A 23722-nucleotide genomic window follows, 5' to 3' on the forward strand; every position below is an offset into this window, starting at 1 on the left:
AGGCCAGCTTTGTTGACTTTGCCCTTAATCTCTTTTAATGCTTGGCGGGAAACAATGTCAGGAAATGAATTCGATTTGATTAATTGTTACTTCAAATCCCAGCCTGTTAATCGAAAAGACATTGTATTGGGTATTGGTGATGATGATGCGGCCATTATTTCTGTTCCTGAAAATAGTCAATTAGTTGTGACGACAGACACTCTTGTCGCAGGAACACATTTCTTTAAAATGTTAATCCAATAAAGATTGCTCATCAAGTACTTGCCTCAAACCTGAGTGATCTTGCCGCGATGGGGGCAGTTCCTGCGTGATGTTCTCTAGCATTGACAATGCCTAGATCCGATGAACTGTGGTTATAAGGTTTCTGTGAGGATTTTTATAAATCTACTGAATACTATAACGTTCAACTTGTTGGGGGACACCATGAAAGACCTGCTAAGTCTTACAATTACTCCCTAGGGTTTTGTCCTTGTAGGTACTATCATGCGCCGCGATGGTATAAAAATGAGAGATTGGTTGTATGTCACATTATCTGGTAATTTTTTTTAAATAGTCTTGAAGAAGTCTTCTTGAATCGTCATTACTATTCTCAACCACGTATTTTTACGGGTTGGTTTTTGATATAAAACATATCCTTAAAGCAAGTCAAGTTGCTGCTGTTATGCCTGCGGAAAGTCTGCCGGTATCAAAAGAGCTATTGCAATTTGTAGATAGCGCCAAGAAATCGACTACAATCGCGCTGAATAGCGGTGAAACGCATGAGCTTTGTTTTACGGTTCCTGAAAGCCATTGTAAAGTATTAGACATTGCGCTTGCTCATACGAATACACCAGTAACCTATGTTGGTTAGATCCGTTATGGTGCAGGACGAAAAGTATTGTGAGAAGAAAAGCTTTTGATTAGCTATTGTCAGGCTGGGATGATTTTAGAAGTAATGTGTGAATAATCCGTTAAGTAGAATTCATCTGTCTAATCCTGTTCATTTGTTGGCTACTGGATTTGGTTCTGGATTGTCACCATGGGCTCCTGGAACTATGGGTACCTTAGTTGCGGTTCCTCTTTATTTACTTATGGTATCTTGGTCAGTTTTGTTACTACTTGCTGCAATTACAGTTGGTTTTGTGGTGGGCATTTACCTCTGTGGACGGACATCTGAAGACATGGGTGTACATGACCATGGTAGCATCGTTTGGGATGAGTTTATAGGCTTCTGGGTTACCATGCTATTAACTCCAGTGATGGAGTGGCAGACGGTGCTTGCTGGCTTTATAATTTTTCGTTTCTTTGACATTGTCAAACTTTGGCCAATAAGTTGGTTGGATAAAAAGATTCATGGTGGTTTTGGCATTATGTTGGATGACATTGTTGCAGGTTTAATGTCGATGGTTGTCCTTCGGGAAGGTCATCAATACTTTGGCTGGTGGTAGGTGAATACGAACAAGTTCAACAGTGGTTCTATTCTTTCTTAGTGGAGACGTAATTTACCACCGAGAATGGCTAAGATTGTGCTAAACAAGTGGGTCACGCTGTGCTATGCTTTGTTTCTTAATTTGAGTTTCAATAGTAAGCTCCAATATGATAAATTAATAGACGATGACTTTCATTTTAAGTATATTTAGGCCTGTTAGCTTATTGAATATTTTTATCATTGCGTGAGTTTAGTTTAGTTAATCTGGGTATTGTAATCCCTTAGGCTCAATGTTCTTCTGAGTGATTTTTTGATTCAAAACGTTATTGTCTTTGATAGAGAACGTTTATAGTAACTATCCTTTATTTTTCAATACTCATTTGAATTGTATAACTTCTGGTAATTGATAATTTACACTCTAAATAGCTAGAATTACTAGAATATTCAAGTTTATGAATAAATTTCGTTACAAAACCACTACTGGAGGCGGTATAATCAAACTTTAATTAATCATGCTTTACTAATATTAATGCTTGATGAAGAAGTCATTCAGCTATAGAATTAAGCTAAGCGGAATAATCATGAAATACCTTGGTTTATTTAGCGACTTAGTCATTACGAGGGCTCTCATGGTTCAACGTATATCTTTAATGGTATCGATTCTGTTTCAAATTATTTAACTGTCGTTGGCATGCTCTCATTATCTACGCATTAGCAATCGATCTCAAAGGGCTAGCGTCACGTTCAAGGCGAAGAATAAAGAAACCATCCCGCACTTAGCCATTGGTTTTACGGGGTTCAAGCTCTACGGTGAAAGCGAATGGTAAGCAAAAAAGCATTGCACTGATAGGAAACGTAGAGCCTTCATAAGTTACATTTAGCAGTAAATATAAACATGCATGAAATTATTGTTGCTACATTAAGCGCGTTAAATGTGACTAACGGTGAAGTGCTACCTAACTTGCTCAAACAAACCCGCCGTGGAATCAATGAAATATCAGGCGATGGCGCTGATGACACCAAATAATGTTATGAAACTGTTCGTATTAAACGAGCGGTTCCACTTATTCCCCCAGACAAATAATTTTTTTGGGGAACGAAGTTATTCGCATAACTTAGCAGTTAATTACTAAAAGCCATACAATTCAAATAAGCCTTTGAAAATGAAGTATAGGTACCATAAACGTTGCCTATCAATGATAGGCCATATTTTGAGTCAAAGAACTACTTAATGAAAATTGAGCTTAAGGGAGCATCATGTGTAGATTAAAGAAACCAACAGCATGATAAAAGTGTTAAATAAACTAACAGGGCTAAATATGTTTAAAAACGTAAACTACTAGTGAATCATGTTGTAATTTACTACGTGAATGTGAACTAGGAAACAAAGCCTTATTTATGGCAAGTTCAACAATGTGTTATTTTATACTTAATTAATAAGATTAGCAAGTATATGCAAGCTGTAAGACTCGACCGCGTAGCTTACAACAGTAAGATTGGTTCTACTATAGCTTATTATACACTTTTGCATTGCACTTGTTTGCCAACAAAATAGCACTGAACATCAACGATAGTCACAACAGGCACTCCGCAAAAAACGAGGAACATTACACTAGGTTTCATTCATTCAATATATAACTTGTTTCTTTAATTATGAGTGCAATTACTTAGCTATTATTTAATTGGATGAGCTCACGAGTGTGGAACGCTGGTACATTCAAACTCAATTTTTCATAGGCATTAAGCATTAATAGCAGTGATTTTTTTGCTGCTATAGTATCAAAAAAATGGCGTTGTAGTTCTTTACAACGATTAATTACAGCAATCCATGCTCCTCGGCGGACATAAAAGTCAGCGATTGTGAGTTCGTAATCGGCGAGGCGATTTTTTAGTGCAATCATGCGCTTTTTAGCATCCGCCGCATATTCACTATTTGGATATTGCTCTAGCAAACGACGAAAATCAACAAATGCATGTCGAGCGAATTCAGGATTGCAATCTGCACAGTTAATGTTAATTAGATCATATAAAACATTTTTGTCCTTCGCCATATTGGTTAGGCCACGCATATATAATACCCAACTTGTATCAGGGTGATTTGGATTGAGGCGCATAAAGCGATCAATGGTTGCTTCTCCAAGAACCAGAGCATTATTTTTATAGTATGCGTATATTAGGTATAGTTGAACTTGTTCAGAATACACACCAAATGGATAGTGTGAATCAAGAGCTTCTAGCTTGTGAATTGCTGAGCTCCAATTTCCCTCCTTTAATAAAATTTGGGCTTTTTGATAAAGTTCTGACGGTGAGAGGTCAGGCATGATGCCATCTGTGCTAGAACACCCTGCTAGTAGGGAAATGGCGAATAAAGAGGAGATAGTCAAATGTTTCATTACTATGGTCGCTTCCTTGAAAGAATATTTTAGCCTTTGTCATTACGAATATCAAAAGCTACATTGGTATAATAGGGATTATTTTACTCACCGAACCGATATAATACCAACTAGATAAACATGAGCATCTTACGGACAAAAATTTACATAGTACGATATGAGTTTCATTGAGAATAAAAAATTTCATTATGGCGCAGCATTTAGAGTTCAGCAGCACAGTCACTGAGAGTCAACTTGGACAACGCTTAGATCAGGCAATGGTCGAGTTGTTTTCTGATTATTCACGTTCTCGAATTAAAAAATGGATTTTAGCAGATAAGGTAAGCGTTGATGGAATAATCGTCAATAAGTCTCGTATGAAAATGATGGGTGGCGAAGTTATTCTTGTAAAAGCAAAAATTGAAGATGAACGGCGGTGGGAGGCTCAAGACATCTTACTTAATATTGTTTACGAAGATGACGATATTATAGTCATTAATAAACAACGTGGTTTGGTTGTCCATCCAGGTGCTGGTTGCCCTAATGGCACGGTATTGAATGCACTACTCTTTTTGCACCCAAATATCTCTGAAGTGCCGCGTGCTGGTATTGTGCATCGCTTAGACAAAAACACGACGGGTTTGATGGTGGTTGCAAAAACGATCTCAGCTCACACTCGTCTTGTTCGCGCTTTGCAAAAGCGTAAAAAATTCATGCGAGAATATGAAGCGATTGTGATCGGCACGATGACTGGTGGCGGTACCATTGACAAGCCAATCGGTCGTCATCCGACTAAGCGCACACACATGGCAGTGAATGAGTTAGGTAAGCCTGCGGTTACGCATTATCGAGTAGCTGAACACTTCCGTGCACATACGCGCTTACGCGTGCGTTTGGATACAGGACGTACTCACCAAATTCGTGTTCATATGTCGCACTTGAATTATCCATTGATCGGTGACGACCTCTATGGAGGGCGTCTATGTCCACTACGAAATACTGGCAACGAATTGATTCAAGTCTTGCGTGATTTTGATCGACAAGCTCTTCATTCCACCATACTGCGTTTAGAACACCCAATTACAGGTGAGTTGATGGAGTGGTATGTTCCTATTCCTAACGATATGGTAAAACTTATTGCAGTGCTTCGTGCTGATGTTGAAGAGTTCCGAGAGTTGCAATATTAATTATGGATTGGATTAAGCCAAATTGGCCTGTGCCACATTATGTTCAAGCCATTAGCACGACGCGTGTGGGAGGTATTAGCTTTCCCCCCTACGATAGCTTGAATTTGGGAAATCATGTTCAAGATAATCCAGAACATGTTGCAAAAAATCGCGCGCTATTTGCAAAACATATGCAAATGATGTCGATGCCAGTTTGGCTTAATCAAGTGCATGGTACAGATGTAGTAACGTTACCTCTATCTGTTTCAGTTCCTATTCCTGAAGCAGATGCTTCTTTTACGTGTGAGGTGGGGCAAGTATGTGCTATTATGACTGCTGATTGTTTGTCGGTTTTGTTCTGCGATGCAGCTGGCTCTCAAGTAGCTGCTGCTCATGCAGGATGGCGGGGGCTCGTCAAAGGAGTATTAGAACAGACGTTGTTGCACTTTTCTGATCCTAGTCAAGTTATAGCGTGGCTGGGTCCTGCTATTGGAGCATCTGTTTTTGAAGTGGGGGTGGAAGTCCGTAATGACTTTATTGTAAATGATCCTGGCGCTGATATTGCCTTTAAAGTACATAAGGATCGCTGGTTAGCAGATATTTATTTATTAGCGAGGAGACGCTTGAATCGAGCTGGTGTAACCAATATTTACGGTGGGGATTTGTGCACGGTTTCTGAACCTCACCGTTTTTTTTCCTATCGACGGGAAAATCAAACAGGTCGGCAGGTTAGTTGTGTATGGATCGACAACACAATTAAACAGTAAATATTTCGCCATTTAACTTAGAATTAGTCATGGCTGTTCCCATTTTATTAGTACGTATATATTGATGTAGTTTAGAGGAGGAGATATGCGACTTGATCGATTTACCAGCAAATTTCAACTGGCAATTTCTGAAGCTCAGTCTCTGGCTTTAGGGTGCGATAATCAGTATATTGAACCTGTGCACTTGATGGTGTCTCTTCTCAGTCAGGACAGCGGTACCATTCGTTCTTTCATGTTACTTATTAATGTTGATGTGAGCCAATTGCATTCTAGTTTGAGTGAGCTGTTGAATAAATTACCTAAAGTGACTGGTACAGGGGGAGATGTTCAGTTTTCTAATAACATAGTAATGCTTTTCAATATGTGCGATAAGCTGTCACAAAAACGCAAAGATAAATACATTTGTCCTGAGTTATTCATTTTAGCAGCAATTGAAGACAAAGGTCCTTTGGGTGAACTACTCAGAAGTTTCGCTTTAACCACGAAAAAAATTGAAGACGCCATCATTAAAGTACGAGGTAGTCAGGTAATTAATGATCTAAGCGCAGAGAATGCTCGTCAAGCATTAGAGAAGTTCACGGTTGATCTTACCGAAAAAGCTGAACAAGGTATGCTTGATCCTGTTATTGGTCGAGATGAAGAAATCCGTCGAACTATACAGGTGCTGCAACGGCGTACTAAAAACAACCCGGTGATCATTGGAGAGCCTGGTGTTGGTAAGACAGCAATTATAGAGGGTCTTGCTCAACGTATAATTAATGGAGAAGTTCCAGAGGCTCTACGTAATAATCGAGTGCTTTCGCTTGATATGGGATTGCTTGTTGCTGGTGCTAAATTTCGCGGTGAGTTTGAAGAGCGATTGAAATCAGTTTTAAATGAGTTGGTGAAAAAAAAAGGGAACGTTATTCTCTTTATCGATGAAATACACATGATGGTGGGAGCCGGTAAAGCTGAAGGCTCTATGGATGCAGGTAATATGTTAAAACCTGCATTAGCTCGTGGTGAGCTTCACTGTGTGGGGGCGACAACGCTAGATGAATATCGACAATACATTGAAAAAGATACTGCACTGGAGCGTCGTTTTCAGAAAATATTGGTTAAGGAACCCACGGTTGAAGACACTGTGGCAATACTGCGTGGTCTTAAAGAACGTTATGAACTTCATCATGCGGTTGAAATCACTGACCCTGCAATTATTGCAGCGGCAAATTTGTCTCACCGTTATATATCCGATCGTCAATTGCCTGATAAAGCAATCGATTTGATCGATGAAGCAGCCTCCAGTATTCGCATACAAATTGATTCTAAACCAGAACAATTAGATCGTCTGGAGCGTCGGCTTATTCAACTTAAAATTGAACAACAGGCACTTGCAAAAGAAAATGACGATGCAAGTAAAAAACGCCTTGAAATACTTCAAGCTGAAATTGATGAAAAAGAGCGTGATTATGCTGAGCTTGAAGAAGTATGGAATGCAGAAAAAGCAGCATTATCTGGAACACAGCATATTAAAGGTGCGTTAGAACAAGCACGTATAGATTTTGAGATAGCTCGCCGTGCAAGTGATTTAAATCGCATGTCTGAATTACAATACGGTCATATTCCTTCTCTTGAAAAACAGCTCAATTTAGCAAATAAAGCCGAAATGCAAACAATGACTTTGCTGAGAAATCGCGTTACGGGTGCGGAAATTGCAGAAATCTTATCACGTCAGACTGGTATTCCAGTTGCAAAAATGCTTGAAGGCGAGAAAGAAAAGCTTCTACATATGGAAAATGAACTTCATGGACGAGTTATCGGGCAAGCTGAAGCGATTAACTCTGTAGCAAATGCAATTCGTCGAAGCCGAGCGGGTTTGGCTGACCCGAATCGTCCTATTGGTTCTTTTTTGTTCCTAGGTCCTACGGGGGTAGGTAAGACTGAGTTATGCAAAACACTTGCAGTGTTCATGTTTGATAGTAGTGATGCCATGGTTCGTATTGATATGTCTGAGTTTATGGAAAAGCATTCAGTCGCAAGATTAGTGGGTGCTCCTCCTGGTTATATTGGATATGAAGATGGTGGTTATTTAACAGAAGCAGTACGTCGTCGGCCATATTCTGTCATTCTACTAGATGAAATAGAGAAAGCTCATCCTGATGTTTTCAATCTATTACTTCAGGTATTGGATGATGGTCGTTTAACAGATGGACAAGGTCGTACTGTTGATTTTAAAAATACAGTAGTTATTATGACGTCCAATTTAGGGTCAGATAGGATTCAGGAGCATTTTGCTGAATTGGATTATGATGGCATAAAGATGATGGTCATGGATGTGGTAAGTAAACACTTCCGACCTGAATTTATTAATCGTATCGATGAGGTTGTGGTGTTCCATCCACTGCATCAAGAACATATTAAGGAAATTGCAAATATTCAACTTCTATATTTGGCAAAACGCATGGCCGAACATAATTTAACACTGGAAGTTAACGATGAGGCACTTAGTTTTATTGCAAAAACTGGCTTTGATCCTGTATATGGGGCGCGTCCTTTGAAACGCGCAATGCAGCAGAATATCGAAAATCCTTTGGCACTGGCGATACTGAAAGGTGAGGTGAAGCCTGGTAAGCCAATCAAACTAACTGTTGAGAACAACAAAATTAAAGCTACGCAGCAATAATTACGATGTACTGTTTCCATTATTTTAGTTTTATGATAGGATATATACATTAATAATCTTTTTAATTTAAGCATAGATAGTAAATTTTACATGTTAACTATCTGACTGTGGGTTAGGAGATATCACCAATTAAGCATATAAATTTATCACATCATATGTAAATGTTTATTTTTCAAACCAATAACTCATAATGAGTGCGTCTTCGTGGCGACCACTCATTGTGGGATAATAATTGTAACGTCGGTCAGATTCATTAAAGCCTTGTGACTCATAAAATTTAATTGCATTAACGTTGCTTGCTCTCACTTCTAGCCAAGCTTCCTGAGCATTCGCCCCTTTTGTACATTCAATAAAAGCAGATAAAAGCTGTTTGCCATACCCTTGACCTTGATATATAGGTGCTACGGCTATATTCAATAAGGAAGCTTCCCCTGCTACGCACTGTGAGTAAAAATAGCCAACAACATCTCCGTCTACAATAAGTACCCTATTGTATGCCAATTTATCTGGCGATTGTTCTAACATAGTCTTTGGCCATGGATGGGTATGAGCCACACGTTCAATACTGATGACAGGATTTATCCACTGAATATCAAGGGGAAGGAGTTTACTTTTCATATTTTTTTATCTGAAGCCAAAGCGCTCTTTTCTCTGCTTCATTATTTTGTAGCTCTGCTAATGTGGGTGAAGTCAATGTTTGCATCACCTCTATATGTGTTTGTTTAATACCCGCAAACCAACACCATTCAAGTTCATGCTCATCTATTTGACATAAGGAAATTAGAGGGACGCGCAAAGCATGATGAGCCTCTAACTTCATACTCGCTAAAATTTTGCCAAACAACCAAGCATCATGTTCATTCAACGGTTCTGCACAAACAAAAAGTAGCTTGCATGATGGTGGTACTGATAACAAATTTGATGGTGATCCAGGATAGAGTTCAGGCCGCCTGAGTGCCCAAACTGGAATCTTCATTTCTTTGAGACGTTGTAAATTATTCATGTTCGATAAATACCCATAAATAAGATAGGAATAATGGAAAAGTATTATTAAAAAATATCAGACGAAAACACACCAAAGTTTACCATAATAACTAGTCAATACTAGATTGCTAAATTACAGAATATTAAGTTCAGTATAATACTCCACGAGTTCTTTAACATGCCTATACTGGCTTTGTTTTTTTATTCAAGTTTAGACAACAAGTTTCAATATAATGAACTATTAGACAATCTCTTTCTAGGTAAACTTAATTCTGTTAGCTTATTTAACACTTTTATCATTGTATAGGTTTTCTCTCATTCGGTCATTGCAACCTCTTAGGTTCAATGTTCCTTCGAATAGTTTTTAACTCAAAATACCGCCGTATCTGGTTGGCTGTATTTTCTACATCAGGAAACTAAATGATCAATCTACGCTCTAAACAGCTAGGCTCTCTTGAATACTTAGGTCTGATGAACAAGTTTCGTTACACAACAACTAGCCGGAAGCAGTATAATAAAATTTCAATCAATAGTGGTTCACTGACATGCTGAATTGCTGAAAAAGCCTCTTAACTATGGAATCAAATTAAGCAGGGTAATCATAGAGACCTCATTTATTTAGCGACTTAGCCACTTCGATAAATTTCATAGTTAAATGTGTATTTTTAATGCCATTGAGAAGTTTGCAAGGATTCATTAATTCTGTGCTCAAATTTACTCAACTACCATTGCTATGTCCTCACTATTCATGCATTAGCAAGAGAGCTAAAATGGTTAATGTTGCGTTCAAGACGAAGACTAAGGAACCATCAGTACGTAGCCATTGGTTCTACGAAGCTTTGTTTGATTCAAGCTATTTGTTTTGCGCTCTTTTATCTAGGAAATGTTCTACATCAAGTGCAGCCATACAACCTGTACCTGCAGATGTAATAGCCTGACGATAAACGTGGTCCATAATATCACCCGCGGCAAAGACACCTTGAATACTAGTTTGTGTTGCGTTACCTTCAAGACCAGAGCGTACTTTGATGTACCCATTGTGCATGTCTAGTTGGCCTTCAAAGATGGCAGTATTTGGTTTGTATCCGATAGCGATGAAAAGGCCCATAATGTCAAGAACTTGTGTGGTTATAGACAGTGTTTTTTTAATGCGCACGCCTGTGACACCCATATCATCACCTAGCACTTCGTCCAGTACATGGTTAGTGTGCAAAATAATGTTGCCATTTTTTACTTTGTCCATCAAACGGCTGAGCAAAATTTTTTCAGCACGGAAGGTATCGCGGCGGTGTATAAGATGGACTTCTAAGGCAACATTAGATAAGTACAATGCTTCTTCAACGGCTGTATTACCACCCCCAATAACAGCGACTTTTTGATCACGATAAAAAAATCCATCACACGTTGCGCAAGCAGAAACGCCCCGTCCTTTAAACTTATGTTCTGATGCTATGCCTAAATACTGCGCAGAAGCACCTGTCGCAATGATCAGCGAATCGCAGGTGTATTCATTGTTATCACCTTTTAAATGAAACGGACGTTGGGACAGGTCGGTTTTATTTATGTGATCGAACACAATTTCAGTATTAAATTTTTCGGCATGCTCCTTCATGCGATCCATAAGAATAGGACCTGTTAGTTCTTTTGCATCGCCAGGCCAGTTTTCTACTTCTGTGGTAGTCGTCAACTGGCCACCTTGTTGGCTGCCAGTAATTATAACCGGGCTCAGGTTAGCGCGTGCAGCATAAACTGCGGCAGTATAACCAGCAGGACCCGAACCTAGAATAAGAAGGCTTGCATGCTTTACATTGCTCATTATTTCTCCGAGTGGGTTGTGTATTTATATTAATACTGATTGTAAGGAAAATAAGGAGGTAAAGGAAGGAGACCTTACAGTACCCGTAAGATAAATATATGTACTTTCTACACTGCACATCTTTACTGATAGAAATAATGCTCAAAATAAATAGCAACTGACTTTATTTCTTAATTAAAATTTAGGTAGCAAGTCCCAACATGATTCACTATGAGACAATTACTTGCGTTTGAGGAATACGTATCACTGTTAATTTATTTAATGCGTTTATTTTGGTGCAGGTTTCGCTAATCTAAGCATTGTGATCTCTTAGAGCTTTATTCCCTAAATTAAGGAGCTAAATTATCAATATACACTTTAAATAGCTAAGCTCACATCAATATTCAGGTTGATGAACAAAATTCGCTACAAAACAATTAACTGGAAGTAGTATAGTCAAACTTTAATCAATTGTAGCTCACTAATATTTTGGATTGATGAAGTAGTCACTCAACTGTGGAATCAAACGAAGCAGGGTAATTATGGGATACCTCCTTTATTTAGCGACTTAGCCATGATGACAGCCCTCATGGTTAAACGCGTATTTTTAATCCTATTGAGAGGTCTACAAGGATTCATCAGTTTTGTTTTTAACTTACTTAACTACCGTTGTCATGCCCTCACTATTCATGCATTGCAAACGAACCAAAACGGTTAACGTCGCGTTCAAAATGAAGAATACAGAAATTATCCAGCACTTAGTCATTGATTTCAGGGAATTAAAAGCCTGCGGTGAAGGCGAATGGAAAGTAAAAAAGCATGGCACTGATGGGAAACGATAAGCCTGACATAAGTTACATTTAGCGGTAGATATAAATACGTCTGAAATCATTACTGCTGAGTTAAGTGCATCAAATGTGGCTGATGGTACAGTGCTATCTAACTTACTCTAACCAATTCGTTGAAAAATTACTAAAATATCAGGCAATGAGGCTTACGACACCAGATAATATTACGAAACTATTCGCATTAAATGAGAGGTTACATTCATCTCATCAAGAAGGGAAGCAACTTTTTTGGAAAGAGGTCATCCGCGCAATTTAACGGTCAGGTGCTAGAAGTTATATGGTTCAAATGAGTATTAAAAAATGAGGATGGTTATTATAAACGTTCCCTATACGAGACATTGAGCCTAAGGGATCACAATGCTCCAATTAACGAAATTCACACTATAATAATAGCACTAAATAAGCTAATAGGACTAAGTTTGCCTAAAATGAAAGCGATTGTCTAACAGCAAATGATGTGAAAATTAGCTATCTAAACTAGAGTTAGGAAATAAAACTGGTATAAGCAGGAAGGTAGTAAACATTAATGTCGAGATCACATGTGGCATTTTTACCGAAATTACTTCGATGATATCCCACTCCATTGAGAACAATATGTAGCTGATGAGTCGGTGAGTTATTCTATCTTAGTTTGCTAAAGAAAGGAGTAATATTGTACTCTTGATTATCTTATACTAGCTGATTTTAGTGCCTGCAGTATCGCTAAAATCTATGGCATTAATAAAATTATAATAACTACAGTTATCGGCCATTACGAGAAAATTATTATTGTGAGTATTTTTAATGTTAAGTGCCTTTTATATCAAGCAGATAAGTATAGTACAGAAGTACATAATAAGCAATAGTAGCCACTAATTCTACCATGGGAAGCAATGTTGTCGTGCTTTCCAGCTTGAATTTACTATGAACAATATCGGTATTAACGATTAGAATCGCATGCTGTACATAAGTATTCATGCGGTTACTTGTGTTTTTAAAACATTCAAACTTCACTGTGTAACTATGCTCCTTTTTAACGTGTTGGATGTGGTGCTTATCAGCGGAAGTGTATGAGCAATGATCTTCGTGGATAGCAGAAAATTTCGTTGACCCTGATGTGAGCGATAACCTAAGTTTAATAAAATTATTGGTTATGCGTTTTAGTGTTGCGGAAAAAGATATTCAATGAACTTTGTAAAAATTTATTTATATTCTAAACTGCATTTTAGCGTACATATGGCTGTAATGTATATAACCTCTTTTTCGAGTATAAGCACATTGTTGGCATGCTTTATACTCAATGCATTGAGAAAGAGTATACAACTCTTCACACTATTGTGATGCTATTCAATAAAAATAATAGGGTATTCGATATTAACGGAAATACATAATAAGATCATTGGTTCATTTATTAAACAATAGTATTGTCTTCAACTATAATTAACTGGTTGAATACATAACTCGCTTTGTTCACTGAAACAATACATCCAACCGAATGTATGCGATGATTTTTTTTAGCCGTTTTGAATGAATAGCACTCTCAAATTTGAAATTTGATCACGCAAAGATGCAGCTATCTCAAACTCAAGGTTCTGTGCTGCTTTATGCATTTGACTTTCTAATAATTGAATTTGTTTCTCAATTTTTTCTGCAGATTGTATTATGTATGTCATATCATTTTCCGCAAGCGCGTTAAGAACTCCGTTTATTTTTGGTCTTTGCAGCTTTTGTTTTCCGTTAAATTTCATCACGTCTATCACTTTTTTATTTAGACGTTGTGGCACTATTCCATTTTTTATATTGTACAATTTTTGTTTTACTCGACGTTGCTCCGTTACATCGATCGCTCTTTGCATTGAACTCGTAATTCTATCTCCATAAAGAATTGCTTTACCATTAAGATTACGTGCAGCACGGCCGATGGTCTGGATAAGAGAGCGCTCAGAACGAAGAAAACCCTCTTTGTCAGCATCCAAAATAGCAACTAATGATACCTCTGGCATATCTAGGCCTTCTCTCAATAGGTTAATTCCTACGAGTACATCAAATTTGCCTAATCGCAGATCTCGAATAATTTCAACGCGCTCGACAGTGTCTATATCAGAATGCAAATAACGCACTCGAACACCATGCTCCTCCAAATACTCAGTAAGATCTTCCGCCATGCGCTTTGTTAGTGTCGTAACGAGTACTCGTTCATCTATGCCAGCACGTAGACGAATTTCAGAGAGTAGATCATCAATTTGAGTGTTAACTGGACGAACTTCAATCTTAGGATCGAGCAAACCGGTAGGACGAACCACTTGCTCAGCAATCTCTCCATCTGACTTCTCAAGTTCATAGCTGCTTGGGGTCGCAGAGACGTAAATAATTTGTGGTGCAAGCGCTTCAAATTCATCAAATTTGAGTGGCCTATTATCCAATGCAGATGGCAAACGAAAACCATACTCTACTAACGTTTCCTTTCGTGAGCGATCACCTTTATACATGGCCCCAATCTGTGGAACCGTCACATGAGATTCATCAATTATCAGTAATCCATCAGCTGGTAAGTAATCAAATAAGGTCGGCGGCGGCTCACCATCTAAACGTCCACTCAAATATCGTGAGTAGTTTTCAATTCCAGAGCAATAACCAAGCTCTGCCATCATTTCAAGATCAAATTGAGTACGCTGAGAAATACGTTGTTCTTCAATGAATTGATGGTTATCAAGCAGAATCTTCTTACGATTGGCCAACTCTTCTTTTATGTGCTCAATGGCTTCAATGATGCGTTCTCGTGGTGTAACGTAGTGTGTTTTCGGATAAATGGTACAATGAGAAAGATTACGTTCAGAAGTAGCTCCTGTAAGCGGATCAAAGATGCTAATATACTCAATTTCATCATTGAATAATTCTACGCGAATTGCATCATGGTCAGATTCTGCTGGGAAGATATCAATCACTTCACCACGAACCCTAAATGTACCCCGAGTAAATGTTTGGTCGTTGCGCGTGTATTGAATTGCAGCTAATCGTCTCAGCATACTTCGTTGATCTATTATATCACCACGGCGTAAATATAGCATCATCTTGAGGTATGAATTTGGGTCACCTAAGCCATATATGGCAGAAACTGATGCGACAATAATAACATCACGCCTCTCCAACAATGCTTTCGTCGCCGATAAACGCATCTGTTCAATATATTCGTTTACTGAAGCATCTTTATCAATAAAAGTATCTGTTGTTGGCATATACGCTTCAGGCTGATAGTAATCATAATAAGAAACAAAATACTCAACTGCATTCTCTGGAAAAAAGTCTCTCATTTCACCATAAAGTTGTGCTGCCAATGTTTTGTTAGGTGCCATTATCATCGTAGGTCGACCCGTAGCCGCTATGATATTGGCTATGGTGTAGGTTTTCCCAGAGCCTGTAACACCTAGAAGTGTCTGATGAGCGAGGCCAGATTCTAACCCATCTAATAACTGATTAATCGCTGTAGGCTGGTCACCCGCCAGTTCAAATGGAGAATGTAATTTAAAGTCCTTATTCATAGCGCATCCGTGACAATGAATACTAAATTTTGCATTTTGAGCCAAGGTCAGTGTAAGCCAACTAATCAAATTATCAAACGTATGAGTTTTATTTATGAACTTTAGTTCAGATAGTAGATCCCAACATAACAAGCTATCTAGACGATAACTTTCATTGTAAAGGTATCTAATCCTGTTAGCATTATTTAATGCGTTTATCATAGCGTAGATTGCACAAATCTGTGTGCTGTAATCCCTTAGGCTCAGATTAGCTAAATTTACGCTATGATAAATGCGTGAAATGAGCTGACTAAGGCAGGTATGGTATAAAATACCAGAAGTTTTTTAATAAACATTATGTTGCAATTTGTTTTTTTTACTCCAATTAGGAAATAAAACTTGATTAAACGAGTATTTTTAATGCTGTTGAGAGATCTGCAAGGGTTCATGAACTCTATTTTCAAGCTTACTCAACTACCATTATGATGCCCCATTATTTATGCATCAAAAAATAAAACCATTAATAATATACCTTTGTTATCTTGCCTATTTTTAGTGCATTTATTAAATTTTTCTCTATGAAGGGTTACCAAGGTTTGACGGATACAAATGATAAATATCTAACTAAGAGGAAATAATTTTACTTATAATTGATTAATTATACAGCAGTTAACGTATGTCTCAACCAAATACTTTGTAGCAGCCGTCTAGAATGTTTAATATTAGTCACAGCTATATTAGGAATATGTTTAATACAAGCCTAACTAGCTCGGCACATCAGTGCCACATTAAAAGGGGGATTTGTTTACACAGGCTCTGGAAAGAAGCTTAGTTAGGAGCATGAATTCAGCCTCACCCGTGTTTAAGCATTTACTTATCGATACGAAAGTATCGCGCATCAGTTAGCCTGACGAGGAAAAGATTAACATGTTAACTAGTATTGTGGATCTGTCTCGGTTCCAATTTGCTCTCACCGCAATGTATCATTTCTTATTTGTACCACTGACTTTAGGCATGACATTCCTACTTGCCATTATGGAGTCGCTTTATGTTATGACTGATAAGCAAATTTACAAAGATATGACCAAGTTCTGGGGTAAGCTTTTTGGTATCAATTTCGCGGTAGGTGTTGCAACAGGTCTAACAATGGAGTTCCAGTTTGGCACGAATTGGGCATATTACTCTCACTACGTTGGTGATATTTTCGGTGCTCCTCTTGCCATTGAAGCACTGATAGCATTTTTTTTAGAATCAACCCTGGTGGGCATGTTCTTCTTCGGTTGGGATCGTTTATCTAAACGCCAGCACCTTACTGTGACTTGGTTAACGGCTATTGGTTCAAATTTTTCTGCGCTTTGGATTCTTGTTGCAAACGGCTGGATGCAAAATCCAGTGGGTGCTGAATTTAATTTTGAAAGTATGCGTATGGAAATGGTGAGCTTTGCAGAAGTAGTACTCAACCCTGTGGCACAGGTTAAATTTGTACATACAGCGGCTGCCGGTTATACTACAGGGGCTATGTTTGTTCTGGGTATTAGTGCTTATTATCTTCTTAAAGGTCGTGACATTGCTTTTGCACGCCGTTCATTTGCTATTGCAGCTTCATTTGGTATCGCCAGTATTCTATTAACTATCGTTTTAGGTGATGAATCAGGTTATGAATTGGGTGCTGTCCAAAAAGCAAAATTGGCGGCAATTGAAGCAGAATGGCACACGGAGCCAGCACCTGCTGCCTTTACTCTATTTGGTTTCCCGAAACAAGAAATAATGAAAACGGATTACGCTATCAAAATTCCTTATTTATTGGGTATCATTGCAACGCGATCTTATGATAAGCAAGTGACTGGTTTACATGATATCATTGATGAGCATGAAGTGCGCATACGAAACGGCATGGTTGCTTATAGTTTGCTAAAAAAACTGCGTACAGGTGATAAAACACCTGACAATATTACAGCGTTCGATGAAGTTAAGAAAGACCTTGGTTATGGTTTACTACTGAAAGAGCACACCAACAACGTTGTTGATGCCACAGAAGCGCAAATTAAGCAAACAGCGAAAAATTCGATTCCTCAGGTAGCACCACTATTTTGGAGCTTCCGTGTAATGGTTGCGTGTGGTTTTGCAATGCTGTTTATTTTCAGCATGGCATTCTACCAAACGTGCCGTCATAAAATTAGTCAGAAACCTTGGGTGCTAAAACTGTTTTTGTTCAGTATTCCACTACCTTGGATTGCATCTGAGGCGGGTTGGTTTGTTGCTGAACATGGCCGGCAACCTTGGGCTGTTAATGAAATTTTGCCGGTTTATATGGCGGCTTCTAATCTCCCAGCATCTGAAATAATCACATCCTTAGTTGTGATTATTGCATTGTATACTGTGTTCTTAATTGCCGAAGTGTACTTAATGGTGAAGTTTGCATGTTTAGGGCCAAGTAGTATAAAAACCGGCCGTTATCACTTTGAAAAGCTAAAAACTCCTGCAATGGAGATGGCGCATTAAGTTGAGACGCAAAGGAAATTGTGAGTGATGTTTGATTACGAAATTTTACGTTTAGTTTGGTGGGTACTTATTGGTGTTCTACTGATTGGCTTTGCGATTACTGATGGCTTCGACATGGGTGTCGGCACATTAATACCTATTATCGGTAAAACTGATAATGAGCGTCGCATTATGATTAATTCTATTGCCCCTCATTGGGAGGGTAATCAAGTTTGGCTGATCTCCGCTGGCGGTGCATTATTTGCAGCATGGCCATTGGTTTATGCTGTTTCATTCTCCGGCTTCTATCTGGCGATGATTTTAACGTTGGCAACATTATGGCTGCGTCCGATTGGCTTCGATTATCGTTCAAAAATAGAAAATGTACGATGGCGCAAAAACTGGGACTGGGCAATTTTCATTGGTAGTTTTGTCCCTCCAATTATTTTCGGCGTGGCATTTGGCAACCTACTTCAAGGTGTACCATTTGAGCTGAATGAATTTTTGATTCCAACCTACAAGGGCAGCTTCTTCGGTTTACTGACCCCATTCGCAATTTTTTGCGGTTTAGTTAGCTTGAGCATGACTGTTACTCAAGGTGCAACCTACTTGCAGATGAAAACTACCTATACATTATATGCTCGTACACGTATAATAGCACAAATATCCGCGCTCCTAACTGCAGTTTGTTTCGCATTTATTGGTGTCTGGGCACAAAGCATTGATGGTTTCGTTATTACTAGTACAATTATTACTAATGCAACATCTAACCCTTTAAACAAAGAAGTTATGATGGTAACGGGTGGATTGTTTAATAACTACAAAGCATACCCAATTTGTTGGGTTGCTCCAGCATTGGCTGTATTGATGTCACTACTGGTTGCGCTATGTTCACGGATAGGACGAGATGGTTTCGCCTTTTTATTCAATAGCTTAGCTATTGCTAGCATTATTTTAACTGCGGGTTTTGCGATGTTCCCATTCGTGATGCCTTCCAGTTTGTTCCCTTCACACAGCCTCACTATGTGGGATGCAACGTCAAGTGAATTGACGTTGAACATTATGACAATTATTGCGTTTGTTATGATCCCGATTATTCTATCTTATACCATTTGGTGTTATTATAAAATGTCTGGTCGCTTAGATGATAAGTACATAGAAAAAAATAAGCATTCACTTTATTAGAAAGGAACTAACTTTGTGGTATTTTACTTGGATTTTAGGTGTATTGCTGGCGTGTTCACTAGGCATTATTCATGCTCTTTGGTTAGAACACACTGAAACAATGGATCACACCAGTAAAAATTAAATTCGTATTTATGTTAGCTTTGTTTCCTAATGCGAGCTCAGATAGCAGATTTCAACATGATTCACTATTAGACAATTGCTTTCGTGTTAGGTATATTTAGTCTTGTCAGACTTATTTAATGCTTGCTATCATGGTATAGATTTCGCTAATATAAGCATTATAATCCCCTAGGCTCAATGTTCTTTCAGTGGTTTTTGATGTTAATTATTGCTGTCTTTTTACTAAGGAATATTTATAGCAACTGGTTTTATTTTTAAATCAGGGAACTAAATTTTTAATCAACACGCTAAACAGCAAGGTTCACTTAAATATTCAGGATCTATGAACAAACTCCACTACGGAACAACCTACTGGCAGCAGTGTAATCAAGCTGTAAGTAATCATGAAAACTCACGCTTGTTTAGCATCTTATTCATTACGATAGCCTTAATGGTCAAACACACATTTCCAATGCCATTGAGAAGTCTGCAAGGATTGATTAGTTTTATTTTTACACTGGCTTAAGTGCTGTTGTCATGGTCACACTATTCATGCATTAGCAAGGGAGCTACAACCATTAATGTCACGTTTAAAACGAAGAATAAAGGAATTATTCAGTACTTAACTATTGATTCTACGGTGAAAACGAATGAAAAGTAAAAGAGCATGGTACTGATAAAAATGGTTAATTTAACGTAAGTTACATTTAGCAATAGATATAAATTTGCATGAGATCATTGCTACTGAGTTAAGGTCATTAAATGTGACTGCTCGTGTAGTGTTACCTGACTTGGTCAAACAAACTAGCCAAAAAATTAGTAGAATACTAGGTTATAGAACTTATTACACCAGAGAATGTTACGAAGCCGTTCAGATTAAACTAGCGGTTCCACTCATCCTACCAAGAAAAGAAGTAAATTTTTTGGGGACAAGTTTGTCCGCGTAATTTAGCAGTCCGTTACTAAAAGTTATACGGTTCAAATCAGAATTGAAAAATGAGGAATGATTACCATCAACGTTTCCTATCAAAAGGTAATATTTTGAATTAAAAATTTTTCAGAGGGAACATTAAGCCTAAGGAATTATAAAGTCTAGATTAGCAAAATCTACGCAATGATGAAAACGTTAAATAAGCCAGCCGAGCTAAGTATACCTACAGCGTAAGCGAACATCTAATAATTAATCATATTGAAATTTGTTATCTGAACGCTAATTAGGAAATAAAGCCTATAAATCCAACATGTTAGTGTGCTATTACTAATTAAAGTTTGGCTATACTGCTTTCAGTTGGTGGTTTTGTAACGCTGTTTATTCATAGCCTGAGTATTTGAGTAAACTTAGCTGTTTAGAGCGTAGATTGATAATTTAGTCCTCTGATTTAAGAAATAAGGCTGATATATAACTATATAAGACTTTTTTTGTATTGAGAGCAAATAATACACCAATAATAGCGCCAGCCCAGTGTGCTTGATAAGCAATCTCAGCTCCGATAAGTTCAGCTGTTATAAAATTTTTGCCTATATATGCCTCATGGATCAGCTTAAATATAGTCCCCATCAATAACATCCAACCTAGTGGTATCTTATTTTTAATATCATTGATTACACCCCAAACGAATAATCCATACAATACGCCAGATAATCCTGCATACCATGCAAATGGACTCCAAAACATGGCAATGCCTATCACTACCATCATGCACCACATCATGATCATTAACGAACGAACATCGTAGTATCGACGATGAAGAAGCGTTAGTATTACCAACGCTGCTAGATTCATTGCAAGATGCATTTCATTGGTATGTGTGATGTTACCGGTTACGATTCGCCACCATTGACCCGTCTCTATTTCAACACGATCCCACACTATCATTTGGTGAATCACTGGAATTTGAGCGATGAGCATCAGGAGAACGATTAACCCAAGTAATCGATATATAGGTAAAAATAAATTCCATGCTTTTATATTCATAAAAGTGATAGCGTGTCGTGATCATGAACCAGAAAGCTAGTCGATATGGTTTTGCTTTCTAATTTTAGTTAAGATAGTAAGTCTCAGCATAGTGCATTATGAGACGATGATTTTTATTTTAGGTATATTTAGCCTTGTCAGCTTACTTAACACTTGTATTATGGCGTAGATTTTTGCAATCTAGGGATTGTAATTCCTTAGGTTAAGCGTTCTTTCAAGTAGTCTTGTGACTCTAAACATTACTATATTTAATAAAGCTTTATTTCTTAAATTAGGGAATTAAATTATCAATCTACGTTTTAAACAACTATGCTCATTTATTTAGTGACTTAGCCCTCACGTCGGCTTTAATGGTCAATAAAGTGTTTTAATGCTGTTGAGAGATCTGTAAAGATTCATTAATTTTGCTCAACTACCCTTGTTACGCCTCATTATCTATGTATTATCAAGTGAACTAAAACAGTGAAAATAGCATTCAAGACAAATTTCCAAGAAATCATCCAGCACTTAGTCATTAATTCTACAAATTTCAAAGTCTACGGTAAAACCGAATGAAAAGTAAAAAAGCATAGCACTGATGGGAAACAGCGAGTCTGACGTAAGTTACATTTATCGATAGATATAAATATGCATTAGATCATTACGGTTGAATTAAGTGTACCAAATGTGACTGACGATACAGTGCTACTGAACTTGCTCCAACAGACCCTTCGAAGAATCAATGAAACATGAGACGGTGGAGCTTGCGACACAAGACACTGTTATGAAACCATTCGGATTAAACGAGCGGTCCCAATCATTCCACCAAGAAAAGGAGCAATTTTTTAGGAGCTAGGTCATCCACGTATCAGCTATGGAAACGAGGCCTAAGAGATTATCATGTCCATATTAGCTAAATTAACGCAATGATAAAAGTGTTACATAAGTTGACAGACTTAGGTATACCTAAAACAAAAGTGAGCATTTAATAGTTGCTCATATGAGGATTTGCTATCTAAATTAAAATTAAAAAACTAAACCCGCTATTATTCAGTAATAAAAATTTAGTTATAATCTCAAGAAAAGCATTCAAATACGTAGTGAATACTATATATTCAAAGGCGTCCAATGATATCATAATCTTTAAAATATATTTTTTTGTGTTTCTGTGCTCTGTTTGATTAAAATAATATCTAAGTGTCACTTTACTCTGTCTAAGCCATCGAGTTATGCGTTTCATCATTTTTAGTGCAAACGTTAAATTAAATTAATGTCGCCCATTTAATTTCAAAATATCCGGATATGAATACGAATATTTTTGTCAGGATTAGACCCATCCTGTTTACTATTTTTGGGTTTGCGATCAGCCATAATCTTTTCTTCATTATGCTGCCTATCCGCATGAAAGAAACAGGCTATGAAACGTCCAACATTGGCTTCGCGATGAGTATGTTTGCTGTTGGCACAATTTGTGCCGGACTTTTTGGATCACGCGCGGTACTTCGAGCTGGCTATATTAGGGCTTTCGCCTCCATGGCTGCCACGCTCTCTATTATTTCCGTCATTCACAGCTACACAAGCAATATTTGGTTAGCCGGTAGCCTGAGAATGATCGCGGGATTTTGCTATGTTACCAGCTTTATCACATTAGAAAGCTGGCTAAATGTATTAAGTGACAGGAGTAATCGTGGGCGTGTGTATGCAACGTATCAGATCTGTTTTGCCGGTGGTTTCGGTATCGCACCATTCCTGCTCAGCATGTTCAGGGAAAGCGACCCACGTCTTTTTGGCTTAATTTCCGTGTTTCTGAGTTTTTCTCTCATCATTATGTCGATGAGCCGACTACCAGCTCCTGAGCTACCGGCTAAAAACACACCACTAACCTTAAAACGACTTTGGCAATATTCCTCATCAGGTACAATGTCTTGTTTTTGTGCAGGATTGATTAATACAGCAAGTATATCTCTAATATCTCTATACGCTTATGATAAGGAGATTTCAGGGATATGGTTATCCTTAATTTTGGGTTCATATCAAATGGGTGGCTTGCTCACACAATTTCCTACTGGTTGGTTAGCCGACCGTTTTGATAAGCATGTTATCACCTCATGTCTAATGATTATGGGTGTTATCAGTAATAGTTTAATTGTGTTAGATAATTTTTATTCCTACCCCATCGAATTACTTGCTATTTTGTTTTGGATTTCGGGAGGGGTAGGGGCAGCCTTATTTCCGCTTGCTGTTACCCAAGTTTTTGATCACATTGACTCAAAAGAAGCAATGCCAGCGATTAGTACCATGCGGATTTTATCAGGGACGGGCGGTGTTATTGGGCCTATTGTAGCAAGTCAGCTAATGAATGCATTTAGTGCAGTGTGGCTATATTATTATATTACCACGATCCACGTGTTTGTATTTGCTTTCCTCATATTCAGAAAACTATTTATTTGAACACAAATATTGCCAGCAACTACCCCTTATAAAGTCAACGTTTAGTCTAT

Annotated in this window: 16 protein-coding genes and 5 pseudogenes; 15 read left to right on the top strand and 6 right to left on the bottom strand. The window is 37.9% G+C overall.

The genetic code is table 11. The features are described from left to right. Positions 1-75 precede the first annotated feature (75 nt). From BTN50_RS11885 to BTN50_RS00605, 4 genes and pseudogenes are all read left to right on the top strand, one after another. Entirely contained in the window at positions 76-243 is a 168-nt protein-coding gene (locus BTN50_RS11885) for an AIR synthase related protein (RefSeq protein WP_394336756.1), read from the top strand. 418 nt (positions 244-661) lie between these two features. After that, positions 662-850, top strand: a complete 189-nt coding sequence (locus BTN50_RS11890; RefSeq protein WP_223825587.1) for a hypothetical protein — start codon at positions 662-664, stop codon at positions 848-850. A gap of 88 nt (positions 851-938) precedes the next feature. After that, positions 939-1427 carry a phosphatidylglycerophosphatase A gene (gene pgpA, locus BTN50_RS00600; protein WP_096618647.1) on the top strand — a complete coding sequence of 163 codons (489 nt, stop codon included), beginning with the start codon at positions 939-941 and terminating at the stop codon, positions 1425-1427. 433 nt (positions 1428-1860) lie between these two features. Then, positions 1861-2751, top strand: a pseudogene (locus tag BTN50_RS00605) (IS5 family transposase). Positions 2752-3075: 324 nt separating this feature from the next. Here the strand turns inward: BTN50_RS00605 and bamD are convergent. Continuing rightward, positions 3076-3801 carry an outer membrane protein assembly factor BamD gene (gene bamD / locus BTN50_RS00610; RefSeq protein WP_096618648.1) on the bottom strand — a complete coding sequence of 242 codons (726 nt, stop codon included), beginning with the start codon at positions 3799-3801 and terminating at the stop codon, positions 3076-3078. 188 nt (positions 3802-3989) lie between these two features. Here bamD and rluD point away from each other — a divergent pair, with 188 nt between their 5' ends. The 3 genes from rluD to clpB all read left to right on the top strand — a co-directional run bounded on the left by rluD (position 3990) and on the right by clpB (position 8375). Beyond that, a complete protein-coding gene (gene rluD, locus BTN50_RS00615; RefSeq protein ID WP_096618649.1) occupies positions 3990-4967 on the top strand; it encodes a 23S rRNA pseudouridine(1911/1915/1917) synthase RluD in 978 nt (325 codons plus the stop codon). Between the two features lie 2 nt (positions 4968-4969). Continuing rightward, a complete protein-coding gene (gene pgeF / locus BTN50_RS00620; protein ID WP_096618650.1) occupies positions 4970-5713 on the top strand; it encodes a peptidoglycan editing factor PgeF in 744 nt (247 codons plus the stop codon). A gap of 85 nt (positions 5714-5798) precedes the next feature. Beyond that, on the top strand, positions 5799-8375 hold the full coding sequence (gene clpB, locus BTN50_RS00625) for an ATP-dependent chaperone ClpB (protein WP_096618651.1): 2577 nt from the start codon (positions 5799-5801) through the stop codon (positions 8373-8375). Positions 8376-8540: 165 nt separating this feature from the next. Here the strand turns inward: clpB and rimI are convergent, their stop codons facing one another. Then, positions 8541-8993, bottom strand: coding sequence for a ribosomal protein S18-alanine N-acetyltransferase (gene rimI, locus BTN50_RS00630; RefSeq protein ID WP_096618652.1), 453 nt, complete (start codon positions 8991-8993; stop codon positions 8541-8543). Further along, positions 8983-9378 carry a DNA polymerase III subunit psi gene (locus tag BTN50_RS00635; RefSeq protein WP_096618653.1) on the bottom strand — a complete coding sequence of 132 codons (396 nt, stop codon included), beginning with the start codon at positions 9376-9378 and terminating at the stop codon, positions 8983-8985. The genes rimI and BTN50_RS00635 overlap by 11 nt, the downstream gene beginning before the upstream one ends. A 452-nt stretch (positions 9379-9830) precedes the next feature. On the opposite strand from BTN50_RS00635, the pseudogene BTN50_RS10620 reads away from it, so the two are divergent. Continuing rightward, positions 9831-10162 (top strand): annotated as a pseudogene (locus tag BTN50_RS10620) (transposase); the annotation flags it as partial. Between the two features lie 50 nt (positions 10163-10212). On the opposite strand, the gene trxB reads toward BTN50_RS10620, so the two are convergent. Continuing rightward, positions 10213-11175 carry a thioredoxin-disulfide reductase gene (gene trxB / locus BTN50_RS00645; RefSeq protein WP_096618655.1) on the bottom strand — a complete coding sequence of 321 codons (963 nt, stop codon included), beginning with the start codon at positions 11173-11175 and terminating at the stop codon, positions 10213-10215. A gap of 445 nt (positions 11176-11620) precedes the next feature. Between trxB and BTN50_RS00650 the strand changes: the two are divergent. Beyond that, positions 11621-12448 (top strand): annotated as a pseudogene (locus BTN50_RS00650) (IS5 family transposase). A gap of 1047 nt (positions 12449-13495) precedes the next feature. Here the strand turns inward: BTN50_RS00650 and uvrB are convergent. After that, positions 13496-15520, bottom strand: a complete 2025-nt coding sequence (uvrB, locus tag BTN50_RS00660) for an excinuclease ABC subunit UvrB (protein WP_096618657.1) — start codon at positions 15518-15520, stop codon at positions 13496-13498. Positions 15521-16426: 906 nt separating this feature from the next. Here uvrB and BTN50_RS00665 point away from each other — a divergent pair. From BTN50_RS00665 to BTN50_RS00680, 4 genes and pseudogenes are all read left to right on the top strand, one after another. Next, positions 16427-18001 carry a cytochrome ubiquinol oxidase subunit I gene (locus BTN50_RS00665; protein ID WP_096618658.1) on the top strand — a complete coding sequence of 525 codons (1575 nt, stop codon included), beginning with the start codon at positions 16427-16429 and terminating at the stop codon, positions 17999-18001. A gap of 27 nt (positions 18002-18028) precedes the next feature. Beyond that, positions 18029-19165 carry a cytochrome d ubiquinol oxidase subunit II gene (gene cydB / locus BTN50_RS00670; protein ID WP_096618659.1) on the top strand — a complete coding sequence of 379 codons (1137 nt, stop codon included), beginning with the start codon at positions 18029-18031 and terminating at the stop codon, positions 19163-19165. Positions 19166-19178: 13 nt separating this feature from the next. Next, positions 19179-19289: a cytochrome bd-I oxidase subunit CydX gene (cydX, locus tag BTN50_RS00675; protein WP_096618660.1), complete on the top strand. Its 111-nt coding sequence runs from the start codon at positions 19179-19181 to the stop codon at positions 19287-19289. Positions 19290-19610: 321 nt separating this feature from the next. After that, a pseudogene (locus BTN50_RS00680) lies at positions 19611-20432 on the top strand (transposase). Positions 20433-20633: 201 nt separating this feature from the next. Here the strand turns inward: BTN50_RS00680 and rrtA are convergent. Next, entirely contained in the window at positions 20634-21242 is a 609-nt protein-coding gene (gene rrtA / locus BTN50_RS00685) for a rhombosortase (RefSeq protein WP_096618661.1), read from the bottom strand. Positions 21243-21559: 317 nt separating this feature from the next. On the opposite strand from rrtA, the pseudogene BTN50_RS10630 reads away from it, so the two are divergent. Next, positions 21560-22067, top strand: a pseudogene (locus BTN50_RS10630) (transposase); the annotation flags it as partial. A 456-nt stretch (positions 22068-22523) separates the two neighbouring features. Next, positions 22524-23672, top strand: a complete 1149-nt coding sequence (locus BTN50_RS00690) for an MFS transporter (protein ID WP_223823304.1) — start codon at positions 22524-22526, stop codon at positions 23670-23672. The last annotated feature ends 50 nt before the right edge of the window (positions 23673-23722 follow it).

The organism is Candidatus Enterovibrio altilux (assembly GCF_002381345.1).
Taxonomy (GTDB): domain Bacteria; phylum Pseudomonadota; class Gammaproteobacteria; order Enterobacterales; family Vibrionaceae; genus Enterovibrio; species Enterovibrio altilux.